At 63.6% G+C, this 18,054-nt stretch carries 19 protein-coding genes; 8 read left to right on the top strand and 11 right to left on the bottom strand.

The genetic code is table 11. The features are described 5' to 3' along the window. The first annotated feature begins 22 nt into the window (after window positions 1-22). From N7E70_RS14780 to N7E70_RS14765, 4 genes are all read left to right on the top strand, one after another. On the top strand, window positions 23-736 hold the full coding sequence (locus tag N7E70_RS14780) for an ABC transporter permease (protein ID WP_182573938.1): 714 nt from the start codon (window positions 23-25) through the stop codon (window positions 734-736). After that, entirely contained in the window at window positions 733-1,563 is an 831-nt protein-coding gene (locus tag N7E70_RS14775; protein ID WP_067961223.1) for an ABC transporter permease, read from the top strand. Before N7E70_RS14780 ends, N7E70_RS14775 begins: the two co-directional genes overlap by 4 nt. Before the next feature lie 103 nt (window positions 1,564-1,666). After that, a complete protein-coding gene (locus N7E70_RS14770; protein ID WP_263006781.1) occupies window positions 1,667-2,536 on the top strand; it encodes an NAD(P)-dependent oxidoreductase in 870 nt (289 codons plus the stop codon). Window positions 2,537-2,545: 9 nt separating this feature from the next. Then, window positions 2,546-3,244, top strand: coding sequence for a DNA alkylation repair protein (locus tag N7E70_RS14765; RefSeq protein ID WP_263006780.1), 699 nt, complete (start codon window positions 2,546-2,548; stop codon window positions 3,242-3,244). On the opposite strand, the gene N7E70_RS14760 is transcribed toward N7E70_RS14765, so the two are convergent. From N7E70_RS14760 to N7E70_RS14745, 4 genes are all read right to left on the bottom strand, one after another. Beyond that, window positions 3,245-3,736 carry an Lrp/AsnC family transcriptional regulator gene (locus N7E70_RS14760; RefSeq protein ID WP_067961212.1) on the bottom strand — a complete coding sequence of 164 codons (492 nt, stop codon included), beginning with the start codon at window positions 3,734-3,736 and terminating at the stop codon, window positions 3,245-3,247. A gap of 102 nt (window positions 3,737-3,838) precedes the next feature. Further along, window positions 3,839-4,462: a uracil-DNA glycosylase family protein gene (locus tag N7E70_RS14755; RefSeq protein WP_154383958.1), complete on the bottom strand. Its 624-nt coding sequence runs from the start codon at window positions 4,460-4,462 to the stop codon at window positions 3,839-3,841. 2 nt (window positions 4,463-4,464) lie between these two features. Next, the gene (locus N7E70_RS14750) at window positions 4,465-5,076 is read right to left on the bottom strand and encodes a glutathione S-transferase family protein (protein WP_263006779.1); all 612 of its coding nucleotides are present in this window, start codon (window positions 5,074-5,076) and stop codon (window positions 4,465-4,467) included. 47 nt (window positions 5,077-5,123) lie between these two features. Next, the gene (locus N7E70_RS14745) at window positions 5,124-5,741 is read right to left on the bottom strand and encodes a thermonuclease family protein (RefSeq protein ID WP_263006778.1); all 618 of its coding nucleotides are present in this window, start codon (window positions 5,739-5,741) and stop codon (window positions 5,124-5,126) included. Between the two features lie 77 nt (window positions 5,742-5,818). On the opposite strand from N7E70_RS14745, the gene N7E70_RS14740 reads away from it, so the two are divergent. Continuing rightward, on the top strand, window positions 5,819-7,333 hold the full coding sequence (locus N7E70_RS14740; protein WP_182573934.1) for a sensor histidine kinase: 1,515 nt from the start codon (window positions 5,819-5,821) through the stop codon (window positions 7,331-7,333). Between the two features lie 96 nt (window positions 7,334-7,429). On the opposite strand, the gene N7E70_RS14735 is transcribed toward N7E70_RS14740, so the two are convergent. Continuing rightward, on the bottom strand, window positions 7,430-8,425 hold the full coding sequence (locus tag N7E70_RS14735; RefSeq protein ID WP_067961200.1) for a nicotinate-nucleotide--dimethylbenzimidazole phosphoribosyltransferase: 996 nt from the start codon (window positions 8,423-8,425) through the stop codon (window positions 7,430-7,432). A 186-nt stretch (window positions 8,426-8,611) separates the two neighbouring features. On the opposite strand from N7E70_RS14735, the gene N7E70_RS14730 reads away from it, so the two are divergent. Both N7E70_RS14730 and N7E70_RS14725 read left to right on the top strand, forming a co-directional pair. Continuing rightward, window positions 8,612-8,842 (top strand): DUF1289 domain-containing protein, encoded by a 231-nt coding sequence (locus N7E70_RS14730; RefSeq protein ID WP_067966403.1) that lies wholly within the window; start codon window positions 8,612-8,614, stop codon window positions 8,840-8,842. Window positions 8,843-8,857: 15 nt separating this feature from the next. Further along, window positions 8,858-9,559 (top strand): TIGR02281 family clan AA aspartic protease, encoded by a 702-nt coding sequence (locus N7E70_RS14725; RefSeq protein ID WP_067961197.1) that lies wholly within the window; start codon window positions 8,858-8,860, stop codon window positions 9,557-9,559. Window positions 9,560-9,563: 4 nt separating this feature from the next. Here the strand turns inward: N7E70_RS14725 and N7E70_RS14720 are convergent, their stop codons facing one another. The 3 genes from N7E70_RS14720 to fmdA form a co-directional block, all read right to left on the bottom strand. Beyond that, window positions 9,564-9,929, bottom strand: a complete 366-nt coding sequence (locus N7E70_RS14720; RefSeq protein ID WP_246790355.1) for an FmdB family zinc ribbon protein — start codon at window positions 9,927-9,929, stop codon at window positions 9,564-9,566. A gap of 39 nt (window positions 9,930-9,968) precedes the next feature. Next, complete coding sequence (locus N7E70_RS14715) at window positions 9,969-10,481, bottom strand: AmiS/UreI family transporter (protein ID WP_263006777.1); 513 nt, start codon at window positions 10,479-10,481, stop codon at window positions 9,969-9,971. A gap of 70 nt (window positions 10,482-10,551) precedes the next feature. Next, window positions 10,552-11,778, bottom strand: coding sequence for a formamidase (gene fmdA / locus N7E70_RS14710; RefSeq protein ID WP_067961192.1), 1,227 nt, complete (start codon window positions 11,776-11,778; stop codon window positions 10,552-10,554). Between the two features lie 366 nt (window positions 11,779-12,144). On the opposite strand from fmdA, the gene N7E70_RS14705 reads away from it, so the two are divergent. After that, window positions 12,145-12,882: a response regulator gene (locus tag N7E70_RS14705; RefSeq protein WP_067961189.1), complete on the top strand. Its 738-nt coding sequence runs from the start codon at window positions 12,145-12,147 to the stop codon at window positions 12,880-12,882. Here N7E70_RS14705 and N7E70_RS14700 read toward each other — a convergent pair. The 3 genes from N7E70_RS14700 to dusA form a co-directional block, all read right to left on the bottom strand. Further along, window positions 12,867-14,069 (bottom strand): sensor histidine kinase, encoded by a 1,203-nt coding sequence (locus tag N7E70_RS14700; RefSeq protein WP_263006776.1) that lies wholly within the window; start codon window positions 14,067-14,069, stop codon window positions 12,867-12,869. The two genes, N7E70_RS14705 and N7E70_RS14700, sit on opposite strands and share 16 nt — an antisense overlap. Then, window positions 14,066-16,699 carry an ATP-binding protein gene (locus tag N7E70_RS14695; protein ID WP_263006775.1) on the bottom strand — a complete coding sequence of 878 codons (2,634 nt, stop codon included), beginning with the start codon at window positions 16,697-16,699 and terminating at the stop codon, window positions 14,066-14,068. The genes N7E70_RS14700 and N7E70_RS14695 overlap by 4 nt, the downstream gene beginning before the upstream one ends. A 263-nt stretch (window positions 16,700-16,962) precedes the next feature. Continuing rightward, window positions 16,963-17,967: a tRNA dihydrouridine(20/20a) synthase DusA gene (gene dusA, locus N7E70_RS14690; RefSeq protein WP_263006774.1), complete on the bottom strand. Its 1,005-nt coding sequence runs from the start codon at window positions 17,965-17,967 to the stop codon at window positions 16,963-16,965. Window positions 17,968-18,054: the final 87 nt, after the last annotated feature.

The following is an 18,054-nucleotide window of genomic DNA, read 5'->3' as shown; positions in this document are numbered from 1 at the left end:
GGCCGATGGGGGCAGCATACCGATGCAAAGCGCGTGGACGCTTCTGAGTTTCGGGCCTGACGGATGGGGGGACGATCTCGCTCATGGCGTGCTCGTCACGGTTTCGCTCGCCCTTGTGACATTGCCGCTGGGCCTGCTGATCGGCTTCCTGGTTGCACTTGCCAAGCAGTCGGGCGAACCTTCGATGCGGCTCGCCGGTAACATCTACACCACCATCTTCCGCGGCTTGCCCGAACTGCTGACGCTGTTCCTCGTGTTCTACGGCGCCCAGATCGGCATCCAGCAGGTCGTGCGGCTGGTGCGGCCCGACGCGGTTGTCGAGATCAACAGCTTCGTCGCCGGCATGGTCGCTCTCGGCGTCGTCTTCTCGTCCTACGCCAGCGAGGTTTTCCTCTCGGCCTTCCGCGCCATCCCGCGTGGCCAGTATGAGGGCGGTTATTCCGTCGGCCTGTCGCCGCGCCAGACGATGCGGCTGGTGATCCTGCCGCAGCTCGTGCGTATCGCACTGCCCGGCCTGTCCAATCTCTGGCTCATCCTGCTCAAGGACACGGCCCTGGTCTCGGCCGTCGGCCTGACCGACATCGTGCGCCAGAGCAGCATCGCAGCCCGCGTCACCAAGCAGGCATTCATGTTCTTCGGCGTCGCCTGCCTCATCTATCTCGCGCTCGCCATCATCTCCTCATTCGGCATCGGCGCCATCGAGCGCTGGGTCGGCAAGCGGGCGGCCCAGCGATGAGCGCGACTGACGGAACCACTGTGAAAGTGCAGCGCCCGGCAGCACCGCCGCGCGGTTGGTCGCGTGAACGCATAGTTGGCTGGGTCCTGGTCTGTCTCTGGATCGCGCTCGGCGCCGGCCTGGCCACCTATCTGTTCAGCGCCTGGAATCCCGAACTTTTCGCCAAATATGCGCCGTCCTATCTCTCGGGCCTGCGTGTGACCCTTGTGCTGGTGGCGATATCCATCGTCCTCGGTGCCATCCTGTCGGTTCCGATCTGTTATGCCCGCATGTCGAAGAACCGCGTTCTGAACGCGATTTCCTACGGCTATGTCTATTTCTTCCGCGGCACGCCGCTGCTCGCTCAGACCTTCCTGATCTATTACGGCTTCGGCTCGTTCCGGCCCCAACTCGAGGCCATCGGCGTGTGGGGCTTCTTCCGCGAAGCCTGGTATTGTGCGGTATTCGCCTTTGCCCTCAACACCGCCGCCTATCAGGCCGAGATCCTGCGCGGGGCGATCGAGAGCGTCGGCAAGGGCCAGTGGGAGGCAGCGTCCGCGCTTGGCCTGTCCAAGCTGCAGACGCTCTACAAGATCATCTTGCCGCAGGCCTTGATCGTCGCGTTGAGGCCATATGGCAACGAGATCATCCTGATGATCAAGGGTTCGGCCATCGTCGCCATCATCACGGTCTATGACCTGATGGGCGAGACGCGCCGCGCCTTCTCGCGCACCTTCGACTTCCAGACCTATCTCTGGGCTGCCCTGCTCTACCTGTCGCTGGTCGAAACCCTGCGACATCTGGTGGACTGGATCGAAAGGCGCATCACTCGCCATCTGCATCGCTGATCAGGTCACCGAAACGCTGGTCCAACCATCGTCGTCTTGACGAATCCGTTCCATGGCATAGACCACGGACACCAGAGCATTTTGCACTTCGAAAGGGTGAGCCATGGCATCGGTTGCGTTCCTTGGTCTCGGCGTTATGGGGTACCCCATGGCCGGCCATCTCAAGAACAAGGGCGGGCACGACGTCACCGTCTACAACCGCACTGCCGCCAAGGCCGAGAAATGGGCTGCCCAGCATGGCGGCGCCTTTGCCGCGACGCCCGCCGAAGCCGCGCAAGGCAAGGACTTCGTCTTTGCCTGCGTCGGCAATGACGACGACCTGCGCGAGGTCACGACCGGCGCCAGGGGTGCATTCGGCTCGTTGAAGAAGGGCGCCATCTTCATCGACAACACAACCGCCTCGGCCGAGGTGGCGCGCGAACTCGACACCGCCGCCAAGGCGGGCGGCTTCCACTTCCTCGACGCCCCGGTTTCAGGCGGCCAGGCCGGTGCCGAAAACGGCGTCCTGACCGTCATGGTCGGCGGCGAGCAGGAACCCTTCGAGCGCGCCCGCCCTGTCATCGATTCCTTTGCCCGCATGGTTGGGCTGATGGGGCCTGCAGGCGCTGGCCAGTTGACCAAGATGATCAACCAGATCTGCATCGCCGGCCTCGTCCAGGGCCTCGCCGAGGGCATCCATTTCGGCAAGAAGGCCGGCCTCGACATCGAAAAGGTCGTTGACGTCATTTCCAAGGGTGCCGCCGGCTCCTGGCAGATGGAAAACCGCCACAAGACGATGAATGCCGGCAACTATGATTTCGGCTTCGCCGTCGACTGGATGCGCAAGGATCTCGGCATCTGCCTTGAAGAGGCCGACCGCAACGGCGCCAAGCTGCCGGTCACCGCCCTTGTCGACCAGTTCTACAAGGACGTGCAGGGCATGGGCGGCAAGCGCTGGGATACCTCGTCCCTGCTCGCCCGCCTCGAGAAATAGAGCGGCACCATGGCGCTTTCGTCGGCTTCGACCGTCGATGAGATCATCGCGCATCTGCGCACGCTGGCCTCGCAAGAGAATCTCGCCGGTATGGCCCGCTTCGGCATTGCCACCGACCGCGCACTCGGCATCCCCAATGCCGTGACCAATCCCATAGCCCGCCTGCTCAAGCGCGATCACACCCGCGCTCTGGGCCTGTGGGCGACGGGCATTCGCGAAGCTCGCATCCTGGCGGCCGCGACCGACGAGCCGGCAAAGGTGACCCGCGGCCAGGTCGACACGATGGCCGCCGAGTTCGACAGCTGGGAGATCGTCGATCACGCAGCTCATCTCATCTGCGCTGCAAATCTGGCTCACGAGATCATCCCGGCCTATGCCGCCGATGAGCGCGAATTCGTCCGCCGTGCAGCCTTCTCGACGATCGCGACCGCCGCGGTACATCTCAAGAAGGAGCCGGACGAGACCTTCCTCGGCTGGCTCGGGCTTGTCGAGGCGCAGGCGGGTGACAGCAGGAACTTCGTCAAGAAAGCCGTAAACTGGGCGCTGCGCCAGACCGGCAAGCGCTCGCCTGCCCTCCACGCACCCGCCTTGCAACTGGCGGAGAAGCTGGCGGCGTCGACTGACAAGACGGCGAAATGGATCGGCAAGGACGCCGTGCGCGAACTCACAGATCCCAAGATTGTCGAACGCCTGAGCGCGAAAGCTTGATCAAGCCGCCGACGCGCCGCTCTCCTTGTCGAGGATCATGTAATCGAGCGGCATTTCGGTCGTGTACTTGATCTGCTCCATGGCGAAGGACGACGACACGTCGCGGATCTCGATCTTTGCGATCAGCCGCTTGTAGAAGGCGTCATAGGCGCCGATATCGGGCACCACGACACGCAGGAGATAATCGACGTCGCCGCTCATGCGGTAGAACTCGATCACTTCAGGAAACTCCTGGATCACCTCGGAGAAGCGGCGCAGCCATTCATGGCTGTGCGAATTGGTGCGGATCGCCACGAACACGGTCACGCGCGCATTGATCTTTTCAGGATCGAGCAGCGCCACGCGGCGCTTGATGACGCCCTCTTCCTCGAGCTTCTGGATGCGGCGCCAGCACGGTGTGGTGGACAAGCCGACTTTCTTGGCGACGTCGGCCACGGCCAAGGTCGCGTCCTCCTGGAGGAGGCGGAGGATTTTCCGGTCAAGGCGGTCCATATCTGGGCTCCGTTAGAAAAGGTTCGCCATAATCCTGTCATTTAGGCCATCATACAAGAAAGGAATTCTCCGCACACCCTGTATCTTCGGTATCGAATTCCACTACACTTGGGAAAGGCGACGTTGGATTTCCGCCTTGAGAAAAGGCAGCAATTCCATTTCGAACCAGGGATTCCGCTTGATCCAGCCGGTGTTGCGCCAGGACGGATGCGGCAAAGGCAGCACATGCGGCGAAGACGAACGCGCCCAGACAGCCCGCCAGTCGGCGACGGTGTCGGTCAAGGACGCCGCGCGCGCCGCGCCCATGTGCCAGCGCTGCGCGTACTGACCGATCGTCAGCACGAGATCGATCTGCGGCATCAGCTTCATCAGCCGGGCACGCCAGGCCATTGCGCATTCCCGTCGCGGCGGCAGATCACCGCCCTTGGCGTCCTGGCCCGGGAAGCAAAAGCCCATCGGCACGATGGCAAAGGCGTCCGGGTCATAAAAGGTCTCCGACGGCACACCCAGCCAATCGCGCAGCCGGTCGCCTGATGCGTCGGTGAAAGGCGCTCCGCTCAGATGCACCCTGGTGCCCGGCGCCTGCCCGGCAATCAGGATGCGCGCAGTGGAAGACGGCACCACCACCGGCCGCGGCTCATGCGGCAAGGACTTGCCCAGTGGTTGCTCGACGCAGATGCGGCAAGCCTTGATCTCGGCGACGAGGCTGTCGAGTTCGGCCGACATGATCAGGCGGCAGCGCTCGGGCGTGCCGCCAGCGCGCGATACCAGCGCTGCACGTTGGTAAACGCCTCCGGCATCACGATCTTCGCCGGCTTCATGAAGTCGATGGCGCACAATCCGGTGATGTCGGCGATGGAATAGTCGTCCCCGGCGGCGAATTCGCGCGCGGCGAGTTCCTTGTCGAGAAAGGCCAGGAACTCGATGGCCTTCGGCCGGTTGACCTCGCCCCATTCCGCCACCTGGGGGATTTCCCACTCCTTCATCGCCGGATGGGTATGGCGGAAGGCGAAGGCCACCGGCTGGAACAGATTCTGCTCGATCCGCCTTTGCCACATCTCGACCCTGGCCTTGCCGAGCGCACTGTTGCCGAACAAGGCGGGCTCGGGATGAAGCTCCTCGAAATAGCGGCAGATGGCGACCGTTTCGGTGAGGATCGTGCCGTCGTCGAGCTCGAGTACCGGCAGTCGCTGCAGCGGATTACGCGAGGAAACATCAGCTCTCTTGTGCTCCATCGCCCCCATGTCGACTGATACCTTGGGCACATCAATGCCTTTTTCGGCCAGGAACACGCGCACGCGCCTCGGATTCGGCGCCCTTCCCCCGTCAAACAGCTTCATTTCTGCCTCCTCAGACTTGTACCGATCTTGCAAGCATAAGCCGCAAGCTACGAGAATCGAAAGATTTCCCGCAGCCAGTTGAGCATGCGCCCATAGCTGCCATGCTCGATTTCAGCCATATCGCCGTGCATGTTGCGCCAATCGCGCGGACGGTCGAAGTCGCCGGCCCACAGGCCCTTTCGGCCAAGCCGCGCGGCCGCTTCCTCCGCTTCATAGCCACCATAGGCAACGGCCCAGCCGGCCTCCACCTGCGAACGGTTGAGATCGGCGCCGGCAGCCGTGCACTCGCCAAGCAAACGACCGTAACGGTCGCGCTCCCAGCCGGCGCAACGCACCTGGCGCCCAGCGACAAGTTTCGACAGCGCCTCGCGCGAACGCCGGCCGCAGGGATAGTCAGCGCCGTCCTTCCGGCAAATCTGGGAATATTCCGGCGCATCGATGCCGCGCAGGCGGATGCGCTCGCCGCCGAGCGTGATCGAATCACCGTCATTGACGACGGCGACCCCTTCCGTCCTGCGCGTTTCCACCCGGTCGAGGCGCGCCGAAACCAGGATCAGCAGCCCGAGGACGGCAAACGCCAGCGCATAGTCGAGAATCTTGCGCCAACGACTGCGCGGGCGCCTGAAATACCGCTGCCGCGGCCTGCCCGACCACGAACGGCTCATATGGCAAACAATCCCTTAATCATTCGGACGTAGCGTGCGGACTTGAAGATAAGCGCGCGCGAAAACTGAATTATCACATGCCGTTGCAACGCTCTAACACGGCGGACAAGATCATTGTGGACCGCAGGAAACGCCATCGCAACAGCGATGTCGCTCGTGCTGTGCGCAAGACACGCGATCAATTGGCCCAGCAGCCGGGCGGCCTGGCTTTCGACCGCGAACTGCTGAAGCTGCACGCTCGTTCGATCAGGGCCAATTCTGCAACCCTGCCGCTTCTCGTCGTCATCTTCGCCGGCATCGGGTTCTTGCTCGGCGCTGACGATGCCATCCTCAAATGGTCGCTGGTCGCGATGATGGGTTATGTCGGGTTGGCCTTGCTTGCCCGCCGCGCCGACGAGGCAGCGCCTGCAGCGATGACGCCGTCGGCCATCCGGCGCAATTTCTTCATTGGCCATTTCGTCACCGGCCTCGCCTGGGCCTATCTCGCCGCCATGACCTGTGCGGCTTGCGAACCCGGCCTGCTGTCGGTCGTCAAAGGCGTATTCCTGCTCGTCGCCATGGCCGCGACCGCAATCGTCGCGTCGTCGCTGCGCGGCGCACTGGCCGCAACTTTCGTCGTTCCCGTCGCCGCCTATGCCGCCTTCGGCGTCAACCTGTCCGAGCCGCTTGGCATCATCATGGTCGCGCTGCTGGTCGCTGCCTTGCCCTTCTTTTCGCTCGTTGCCGGCATCAAGAAGCGGTCAGCGCTGCTGCTGATGGCCGCCCGGTCCGAAATGGACGCGCTGATTGCCGAACTGGAGACGGCAAAATCGATGTCGGACGAGGCCCGCCGCCGCGCCGAAGACGCCAATCTCGCCAAGTCGCGATTTCTGGCCACGATGAGCCATGAGCTGCGCACGCCACTCAATGCCATCCTCGGCTTTTCGGAAGTGATGGCCGGCGAAGTGCTCGGGCCGATCAACAGCCCGACCTATCGCGAATATTCCCGCGACATCCACCAGTCGGGCCAACACCTGCTCGACCTCATCAACGAGATCCTCGACCTGTCGCGCATCGAGGCCGGCCGCTATCAGCTCAACGAAGAGCCGCTGATGCTGCTCCAGGTGGTCGAGGATTGCTGCCACATGATGGAGCTCAAGGCACGCAACAAGGATCTCAAGATCGTCGAGCAGTTCGAGCCGACGCTGCCGCGCCTGCTCGGCGACGAACGCGCCATCCGACAGATCACGCTCAACCTTCTGTCCAACGCAATCAAATTCTCGCCGACGGGCAGCGAAATCCGCGTCCGCGTCGGCTGGACCGCCGGTGGCGGTCAGTACATCTCGGTCAAGGACAGGGGCCCGGGCATTCCCGCCGACGAAATCCCCGTCGTGCTTTCGGCTTTCGGCCAGGGCTCGATCGCCATCAAGAGCGCGGAACAGGGAACCGGCCTTGGCCTGCCCATCGTCCAGGGCCTGCTTGCCTTGCATGGCGGCGAGTTCGAATTGCGCTCGAAGCTGCGCGAAGGCACCGAGGCCATCGCGGTCTTCCCGCCGGCCCGGGTCATCGACGACCTGCCTTCGCTGGCGCGCAGCACCGGCGGCCGCCGCTAGGGCAATTCAGGGAAAGCGGGAAGCGGGTTTCCCTGGGGAATCGCGCGGAATCAAGAAGCTGGAGCGCTGTTCGAAGAAAAGTGGAAATGAGCGATATCAGCGGATAGCCGCTGCCATTCCCGAGCTGATCTGCGCCGCCGTCCTGACCAGGCCTGCGGCAAGCCCCGCACCAACCGCCTCGCCATGGTCGATGCCAAGCCCGAGCAAGGGCCGCGCGCCGAGCTTGGCCAGCAGGCGGGCATGGCCCGGCTCGGTCGAGACATGCGAAAACATGCAATGGTCGAGCGCCGTCCGGTCGACGGCGTAAAGCACGGCGGCGGCAGCGGTCGTGGCGAAGCCGTCGAGCAACACCGGCATCTTTTCCATGCGTGCCGCAAGGATGGCACCGGCAATGGCCGCGAATTCACGCCCGCCGACCCGACGCAAAGCATCGAACGGGTCCTTGATGTGAGGGCCATGCAGCGCCAGCGCGCGGTCGACCATTTCGGCCTTGCGCGCCTGCATGGCGGCATCGGCACCGGAACCCGGCCCGACCCAGTCGGCGCCCTTGCCGCCGAACAATGCCGCGCAAAGGGCCGCGGCAACCGTCGTGTTGGCAACGCCGAGGTCACCGATGCAGAACAGATCGCTGCCGCCGGCAATCGCCTCCATGCCGAAAGCCATGGTGGCGGCGCAGCCACGTTCGTCCAGCGCCGGCTCGACGGTGATGTCCGATGTCGGCAGGTGCAGCGCCAGGTCGAGCACCTTCAGCCCGAGATCGTTAGCAAGGCAGATCTGGTTGATCGCAGCACCGCCGGCAGCGCACAGCTCGACGCGCTGGGCCGTCGCTTCCATGGCTCGCGGCGACACGCCCTGTGCGGCGACACCGTGATTGCCGGCAAAGATCGCGACCATAGGCTTGAGCACCGAGGGTGGCGCGCGGCCCGTCCAGCGCGCCAGCCAGGCCGCGATGTCCTCGATGCGGCCGAGCGAGCCTTTCGGCTTGTCTGTCTTGGCAAACAGCGCCCAGACCTTGCCTGCCTGGGCGACATCGCCCTCGGGCAGATGCGCAAACAGGTTGCGGAAATCGTCAAAGGGGGAAGCGCTGGTCATGGGTGCTGCCTGCCGTTCGTCATGGTCATGCGCGGCATAGCCGCCTCGACGAGCGAAAACAATCGCGAGATCGCATCCAGGCGGCGAGACGTGACGTCGCGGGATAGCGCTTGCAATGACGCGCAGGCTACATCATCTGTGGCGGGCCGGTGCTAAACATCGGTGCGAGGCCCCATGGACGACACGATGACGGCAATAGAAACCCCTTGCATCATGCTGTGCTCGATTGACGATGCGACGGGCTATTGCTTCGGTTGCGGCCGTACCCGCGACGAGGTTGGCGCCTGGTACAAGATGACGCCGGAGACGCGCCGCGCCGTCATGGCCACCTTGCCCGCCCGTCTCGAGACCATCGAGCGCAAGCCGCGCCGCGAAACGCGCCGCGCGCGGATGGCGCGAGAAAATGCGTCCAGCTAAGGATACCAGACAGAGATGAGCCGGCTTTACTGGGTCGTCATTGCCGTGCTCGGCGGCGGGCTGCTGCTCTTGCTGCTCAACCATTCGTCGGGCGAAACGCTCGGCCTCAACAATGACAGCTTCGGCCAGTTGATCTACGCTGGCGCGCTGCTGCTGGTCATCGGCGCTGGCGTCCTGCGCCATGGCACGCGCTTCGGCGACACGGTGCGCGGCCTGGCAATGTGGGTGGTGATCGTTCTGGTGTTTGTCGCCGGCTATCAGTACCGCTACGAACTGCAGGACGTCGCCAGCCGTGTCACCGCCGGCCTCGTGCCGGGAAGCCCGATGTCGGCGCTGGATGGCGATGGCCGCGCGACCGTCACCCTGGACAAACTGACCAACGGACATTTCGGCGCGCGCATGCAGGTCAACGGCCAGACCATTGATGTCATGGTCGACACGGGCGCCACAACCACCGTCCTGACCGTGGCCGATGCCCGCCGCGCCGGCTTCGATCTCGAAAGCCTGAGCTTTACCGTACCGGTCTCGACTGCCAACGGCATTGCGCATGCGGCACGGGTCACTGCGGCGAGCGTCCAACTCGGCTCCATCGAACGCAGAAACCTGCCGATGCTCGTCGCCGACCAGGGGCTCGAGCAGAGCCTGCTCGGCATGAACTTCATCGGCTCGCTGTCGGGCTTCGACGTGCGCGGCGACAGGATGATCCTGCGCGACTAGGGCTCTAGTGGCCGATCGACCATTTCTTGCGTGTCGGCACAGGCTTGTTGCCGATCTTGCACAAGGCGCAGCCACAACCGGCAAGATGCGCCTTCTTCACCACTTTTGGTTCGGTGCCGCTGGCCTCCGACCGGGCCAATGCGCGGCGCAACTTGCCGTTCATCAGGCTCAGGCGTGGTGCGGCCACGTCGCGCTTGCTTTGCTCCTCGCATTGCGGACAGGCGCACGCCCGAAGCGCGTCCTGCATCGGCACCCATTCTTCAAACGGTCCGCAATCGTCGCAAACATAACTGTAGAGCGGCATGACCAGCCTCCAGAAAGCATCCATTGAAACGATATGGCGGGCAAAACAGCCCTCGCCCGCCCGCAAGCGGCCAAGCGCGCCAACGCCTGGCCGGAAAAGCCGGCGTCAGAGCTTGCCGTCGAGCAGCAGGAAGCCCGGCAGCCAGCCGGTGACGATGCCGGCAAGCAGCGTGACCACCGCCGTCAGCCGCAGGATCGGCTGCTGCAGCGCCAGCAGCAGGAAATACAGGAACCACAGCACGCCCCATATCACCCAGTTGGACGCGAGCCAGAGATCGGTCGACGTCTGGGCGGTGGAAAGTCCTTGCACCGCGACCGGGATGGTGGTGATGGCGACGAACAGGCTGAACCAGCCGAGGCCGCGTCCGTCGACCTTCACCACCCTGTTATAGGCCACCCAAAAATAGGTCGCCGAAAACAGTATCGTCAGCGCCGCCCCCTTGATCGAGGCAGCATCGGCAGCTGGTCCGAACGCCCAGGCGAGCGACGCGCACAGCGTGACGACACCCGAGACCACGTTGATGACGACGATTTCCCGGTCTTCGATCTTTCCGAGAAGCCAGAGTCCGTTCAGAAACAGGACGGCGCCGACATAAAGCAAAGCAAATCCAAGCAGCATGAATCCCTCCCAGGAGAGCGCCGGCCAGGACCGGGCCTGACCGTCGCTTCATTGTTGTTGTGCAGCCTGATCAGCTCGTCTTGGCAACGTCGGCCTTGAAGTCCTGCTTCTTGGGCCCGAGCGCATTGGGATTGATGTCGAAGTCGAAGATCGCCGTAGGAATGGCCAGGGTGGCGCAGACGTTGGGGATGTCGACGATGCCGGCGATGCGCCCCTCGACCGGTGCCGTGCCGAGGATCATGTAGGCCTGTTCGCCCGAGTAGCCGAATTTCTTGAGGTACTCGATGGCATTCAGGCAGGCCCGGCGATAGGCGACGTGAGCGTCGAGGTAATATTGCTCGCCGGTGTGCTCATCGACCGAGATGCCCTCGAAGATGAGATAGTCGTCGAAATGCGGGTCGATCGGGCTCGGCTTGAAGATCGGGTTGATGACGCCGTATTTCGCCATGCCGCCCTTGATGACGTCGACGCTGATATCGACCCAGCCAGCCATTTCAATGGCGCCGCAGAAGGTGATTTCGCCGTCGCCCTGCGAGAAGTGGATGTCTCCCATCGAGAGCCCGCCACCCTTTACATAGACCGGGAAGTAGACCTTCGAACCGCGCGACAGGTTCTTAATGTCGCAGTTGCCACCGTGTTCGCGCGGCGGCACCGTGCGCCAGGCTTCGGCTGCGGCCGTCCGAGCAGCATCGCCCTTCATCTGTCCCATCAGTGCCGTGTCGGCATATGGCAGGGCTGCCAGAGGCGGCACTCGAGCCGGATCGGTCGCCACCAACGCGGCTTCGCGCCGGTTGGCTTCGGCAAGCAGCTTGTGGTCCGGCAGGCAGCCGATCAGGCCGGGATGGATGATGCCGGGGTAGCGCACGCCAGGAATGTGGCGCGACGTCGTGTAGATGCCGTGGAAATCCCAGCAGGATTTGCTGGCCTCCGGATAGTGCTCGGTCAGGAAGCCGCCGCCATTTTCCTTGGCGAACAGGCCGTTGAAGCCCCATTCCGAATCGGGCTTGGCGCCGAGATCAAGAATGTCGACGACCAGCAAATCGCCGGGTTCCGCGCCGTCGACGCCGAACGGGCCGCTGAGATAATGGACGCGCGTCAGGTCGACGTCGCGGACGTCGTTGGCGCTGTTGTTGTTGCCGATCTGGCCTCCCGTCCAGTCATGGCACTCCACCCGGTAGGTGCGCCCAGGCTTGAGATACTCGACCATCGGGATATCGGGATGCCACCGGTTGTGCGTCTTGATGGCATGGTCTTCGGGCGCCTTGTTCAGATCGACTGAGAATACTGTCTGTGGCATGCGGCTGTTCCTCCTCATTTGCCGGCGTGCAGGGGGGGTGGCTTGCGCGCCGTCCCCGTTGCTGCGCCGGGCAGCGCGACGCCGCCCGGCATCACCGTGCGTCGCCAAGCTAGGAGCGGCATGTAATCGCCATGCATCGGAAAGCGGGCCGTATTGTAATTTTTTGTAACCAAACGGATGGCTGCAGGCATGGGCCGCGCAAGGCGACCCATCAATTTCAGCTAGAATTTTCAGTGTATTAGACAGACATTCCCGCGCAGGAAGGATGTCGATCTGCCCGCACCCGCGGGTCGGCGGCGCCGACCGCGACCAATGGCCATCTTCCCTTCTCGACCGGGCCCATGAATTGCGATTATCGTAGCTGCCATGTCAGTTGCCGAGCCAAGATCACGCATTCTCATTGTCGATGACGATCGTCGGCTGTGCAGCTTCCTGGAAAAATTCCTGACCAGCGAAAGTTACGCCATCGTCAGCGCCCATGACGGGCGTTCGATGCGGCGTGCGCTGGCCGACGAGGCCTTCGATCTCGTCATCCTCGATCTCGGCTTTCCCGTCGGCGAGGACGGCGTGACGCTGGCGCGCAGCATGCGCTCGCAATACGACCTGCCGCTGATCATGCTGTCGGGCAAGAACAGCACGATCGACAAGGTCGTCTGCCTCGAACTCGGAGCCGACGACTACATCACCAAGCCTTTCGAACCGCGCGAACTCCTGGCGCGGGTGCGCACGGTGATGCGGCGTTTTGCCAAGCGCATCAACCTGCCCGAGCAGGCAGAAGTGGATCGTTCGGCCGCCGTCTGTTTCGATGGCTGGCAGCTCGATCCCGCACGCTACAAGCTGTCGTCGCCGAACGGCGAGAACGTGCGGCTCACCAGCCAGGAGTTCCAGATCCTGTCCGCGCTGGTCGAACGGCGCGGCCGCATCCTGTCGCGCGAACAGATCCTCGACATCGTCGCCAACCGCAACTGGACGCCTTACGACCGCAGCATCGACGTGCTGATCGGCAAGATACGCCGCAAGTTGCGGGACAATGCGCGCGACACCCAATTCATCAAGACCATTCGCGGCGTCGGCTACATGTTCGCCCCTCAGGGCCGGGACTGAACTGCCCGCGGCAGATAGAGATTGATCCGGGTGCCCTCGTCCGGATTGCTGGAGATGCCCAGGCGCCCGCCCGACTGTCGCACGAAGCCATCGACCATCGGCAGACCGAGGCCACTGCCCTTTCCCGCTGCTTTGGTGGTGAACAGCGGTTCCAGCGCCCGGCGCCGCACCGCCAGCGGCATGCCGTGGCCGGTGTCGATGACCGAAATGACGACATACTGACCGGGTAACAGACCCGAGGCGACGCGGGCGTCATCGGGCCGGACGACAAAATTGCAGGCCTCGAACCGAAGCAGGCCGCCATCCGGCATTGCGTCGCGCGCGTTGAGCGCCAGATTGAGCAGGCTGGTTTCCAGTTGTGCCGGCTGAACTTCGACCTCATGCAGATCGTCCGCCAGTTCGAGCGACAGGCCGATCTTGTCGTCCAGCGTGCGACGCAAGACGCGCATCAGGTCGGGCAGCGCCTCACCCAGATCGACACGGGCCGTGTCACCGCCCTCGCGGCGGCCGAAATTGAGCAGGCGCGAGGTCAGCTCCGTCCCTGCCTTCACCGCCTCCAGCGCATCGTCGACCATCTGCGCCAGTTGAGGCTCGGTCTGCACGTGCTCCTGCAGCCAGCGCAGATTGCCGAGCAGGACAGCCAGGATGTTGTTGAAGTCGTGCGCGATGCCGCCGGTCAGCTGTCCCATCGCCTCGATGCGCTGCATCTGCCCGAGCCGCTCGGCGACCAGGCGCTTTTCCTCCATGAGCCGCGTGCGTTCGAAGCAGCGCTCCAGCGTCGCCAACAGATCGGCACTGTGGAACGGCTTGCACAGATAGTCGTAGGCGCCGGCCTGCAACGCCTCCACCGCCGTCTCGACCGAGGCATAGGCTGTGACCATCAGGCAGATGAGATCGGGGCTTTGCTGGCGAAACGCCCTGACCAGTTCGACACCGTTGCCGACGCCCAACCGCACGTCGACAAGGGCCACCGCCGGTAGGTGCAAGGCCAAAGCGCGCTGGGCTGACGGCGGATCATGCGCGATGATCGCCTGATAGCCTTCGAGCTCGAGCAATCCGGCGAGGCTTGCGGCAAAATCCTCGTCGTCGTCGACGATGAGAACACGCTTCTTCTCGGTCGGCTCGGCTGCATGCGGAATGACGTCGTCGCCGATGAAATCGGTCTGCAGATCGGTCTGGTCGGTCATGACGAACCAGCGCCCGCGCGCGGCAACACGATCGACACGCGCGTGCCGGCTCCCTGCTCGCTGTCGATCAGCACCGAGCCGCCATGCTGCTCGACGATGCGCTTGACCAGCGGCATGCCCAATCCGACGCCGAACGCCTTGGTGCTGAACAGCGGCTCGAACACCCGCGCCACTGTCTCGCGCGACATACCGGTCCCATTGTCGGCAACGCAGATGATGGCGTTGTTGCCCTCGCAGCGGGTCGAGACGACGATTGCCGCGACATCCGCCGTCTCGCAGGCCTGCAGCGCATTGGCCAGGACGTTGGAAAAGGCCTGCCGCAACCGCTCGCCGTCGGCCGATATCCTGCATCCGGCGGCAAGTTCCAGCTGTATCGGCCGCGCAGCCTCCTGTTCGGCGACATGCTGGGCCACCCATCGGTCGATCAGTATCGGCGAGACGACCAGGGCGTGCTTGCGCGAGAAATCGAGCAGGTCCTCGATGATCCGCACGCAGCGCCAGGCGTTTCGCTGCAGCCGTTCCAATTCAGAGAGTACCGGTGCGTCGGCGCTCTTCAGCGAGCGGCGCAACACGTCGGCTGACGTCACCAACGTGCCAAGCGGATTGCGCAGCTCGTGGCTGACGGTTGCCGTGATCTGACCGATGGCGGCGAGGCGCTCGTTGCTCGCCAGGTCTCGCTGCGTCTGCCGCAACTTTTCCAGCGAGGCGACAAGATCGCGCTCGGCAAGTTCCCGGCTCTCCTGCGACAGCACGATCCACCAGGCGCCGATGCCGAGCAGCGGCAGCAGCGCGAGAAAGACCCTGAGAAGCAGTTGGCCGCTTGCCAGATGCGGCTGCTCCGACCCGGGCTCGATCAGGCGATAAGTCAGCAGAAACACGCCGCCCGAGAGCACCGCGAGCGCAAACAGCACACCTGCCACCTTGAGCAGGCGCTGGCCCATGCGCGGGGCGATCTTGTCGCGAATATGCGGCAGCGCCTTCCCGAAATAGCGCGAGCGCGACGTCTGCAGCTCGCCTCCCGGCGCCTTGCAGACATCGTGGCAATGCGAATCCAGGCTGCAGCACAGCGAGCAGATCGGCTGCTCGTAGAAGGTGCAATGCACCATGTCGGAGCCTTCATAGGTGACGCCGCAGATGGCGCACAGATTGGCATCCGACGTGGCCGCCGGCAGGTCGACGGGCTGGCGCGCCAGATAATACCGCCCCTTGGTGGCAACACCGATGGCCACAGCGGAGCCGAGTGCCGTGACAAAGGCGATCGGCGCGGCATAGGCCTGCGCCATGACGCCGAAAATGCCGGAAAAACACAGCAGGGCAACGAACGACGCCAGCGCCATCGAACCGCAGCCGACGGGGTTGAAGTTGTAGAGATAAGCGCGCTTGAACTCCGGGAATGCCGGGCTGACTCCGATCGGCTTGAGGATGGCGAGGTCGGCAAAGATCGAGCCTACCCAGGCAGCGGCGATGATCGAATAGACCGCCAGCACCAGCTCCAGCGTCTGGAAAATGCCCAGCAGCATCAGAAGCAGCGAGATCAGGATGTTGAACACCAGCCAGACGACCCGGCCGGGGTGGTAATGGGTGACGCGCGAGAAGAAATTGGACCAGGCCAGCGAACCGGCATAGGCATTGGTGACGTTGATCTTGACCTGCGAGATCAGCACGAAAACGGCGGCCAGGGTGAGCACGACGCGCGGGTCGGCGCTGACATATTCATAGGCGATGATGTACATGTGGATGGGTTCGAGCGCCGTCGAGCGCGACAGCCCGGCCTGGATGGCGAGCACCGCGAGCAGGCTGCCGCACAGTATCTTGAAACCGCCGACGACGATCCAGCCCGGCCCTGCGGCAATCACCGCCGCCCACCAGCGGAAACGGTTCTCACGCGTCTTGTCAGGCAGGAAGCGCAGATAGTCGACCTGTTCGCCGATCTGGATCGACAGCGCGCACAGAACGCCGATGGCCGAGCCGAAGGCCAGGAAGTTGAACCCCTCGCCTGCCACATCGCTGCCGACGAAAGCCGCCCACTCGTTCAGCGTGTCGGGATGGGCAAACAGGATGTAGGCGAAGGGCGCCAGATGCATGGCGATCCAGATCGGCTGCGACAGCAGCTGCAGCTTGCTGATCAGCGTCACGCCCATGAAGGTGATGGGGATGATGACCACCGAGGAGATGACATAACCCAGCACCAGCGGCACATCGGCGAACAGGTGGAGCGCCTGCGCCATGATCACGCCTTCGAGAGCAAAAAAGATGAAGGTGAATGTCGCGTAGATCAGCGAGGTGATCGTCGAGCCGATGTAGCCAAAGCCCGCGCCGCGCGTCAGCAGGTCCATGTCGATGTTGTGGCGGCTGGAATAATAGGCGATCGGCAGGCTCGTCACGAAGACGAACAGGCAGGTTACCAGGATCGCCGGAAAGGCGTTGGCGAAGCCGTAGCTCAGCGTGATCGCGCCGCCGATGGCCTCAAGGGCGAGAAATGAAATGCCGCCGAGTGCTGTGTTGGCAATGACGAATGGCGACCAACGGCGAAACGACCGGGCCGCGTATCGGAGTGAATAATCCTCCAGCGTCTCGTTGGCGATCCAGGAGTGGTAGGATCGCAAGGCCGGCAGTTGCGGCGTTTCCATCACGCGCAGCCTTCACGCGCCATAGCTCCGCCCGGCAATCGGCACATGAAACCGCCCCTCCTCGAACATGCCCCCGCCAAATGATCACACAAACCAAATGGCGAGGCCAGCCCGTCCGGCAACGTCGGAGCATGAGCGGCCATCGGCGCAAACGCTTTGCATGGGGGCAGCGACGGTGTGCGGCCGAATCCTGCGCGAAGTTCGGCTTGCCAACGCGATCCGGGACGTGCCGCGGCCACCGGGCAAGGCCTAAGTTATGGAAGCTATGCAGCCTCGCTGCGGCTCGTCAGGTCGACGGCGGCGAAAGCGTCGCGCAACACCTGCGGCCCGGCACCTGGCTTGTTGGCGTCGGTCGACAGAACCTGACGGTAGCGCCGCGCGCCCGAAAGACCGTGGAACAGCCCGACCATATGGCGCGTGACATGACCGAGACGACCGCCTGATGCGATATGCCGCCCGGCATAGTCGGCCATGGCGTCGATCAGCACCGCATAGTCCATCTCGTGGGCCACTTTGCCATTCAGCAATGCGTCGACACCGCCGAGCACGCTCGGCGTGTGATATGCAGCACGGCCGAGCATCACGCCATCGACCTTGTCGAGATGGTCGCGGCTTTCGTCCAAGCTCTGGATGCCGCCATTGATGCCGATGAATTTGTGCTGGTAACGTGCTTTCAGGCGATAGACCCGGTCATAGTCGAGCGGCGGGATTTCGCGGTTTTCCTTTGGACTGAGCCCTTCCAGCCACGCCTTGCGGGCATGCACCCACAGCGCGTCGGTGCCGGCAGCAAAAACCATGTCGGCAAGAGTATCAAGCGCCGGCTCGGGGTCCTGGTTGTCGACGCCGATACGGCACTTTACCGTGACTGGAATGCTGACCACAGCTTTCATCGCCGAAACGCATTCGGCGACGAGCTCCGGCGTCTTCATCAGGCAGGCACCGAATGTGCCCGACTGCACACGGTCGGACGGGCAGCCGACATTGAGGTTGATCTCGTCATAACCGAAGCCTTCGCCGATGCGCGCGGCTTCCGCCAGCTTGGCCGGATCGGAGCCGCCGAGCTGAAGCGCGATAGGGTGTTCGACGGCATCGAAACCAAGCAGGCGCTCGCGCGGACCGTGGATGACGGCATCGGCCACCACCATCTCGGTGTAAAGCAGCGCATCGCCGGTGATCTGCCGATGGAAATTTCGGCAGCATCGATCGGTCCAGTCCATCATCGGTGCGACGGCGACGATTTTCGTGCCGTCGGCGTAGAGCTTGGTCATAAGGTCTCGAATGTATGTGGGGCGGCAATCGCCCTTTAGATAAGGCCGCTCCCTACCACAACAAGGCACGGAAGGCCAAATCCGACC

It is taken from the genome of Aminobacter sp. NyZ550 (assembly GCF_025628925.2).
Lineage (GTDB): Bacteria > Pseudomonadota > Alphaproteobacteria > Rhizobiales > Rhizobiaceae > Aminobacter > Aminobacter ciceronei.
Note: the sequence above shows the minus strand (reverse complement) of the source record. Positions and strands in the feature narration are given on the sequence as shown.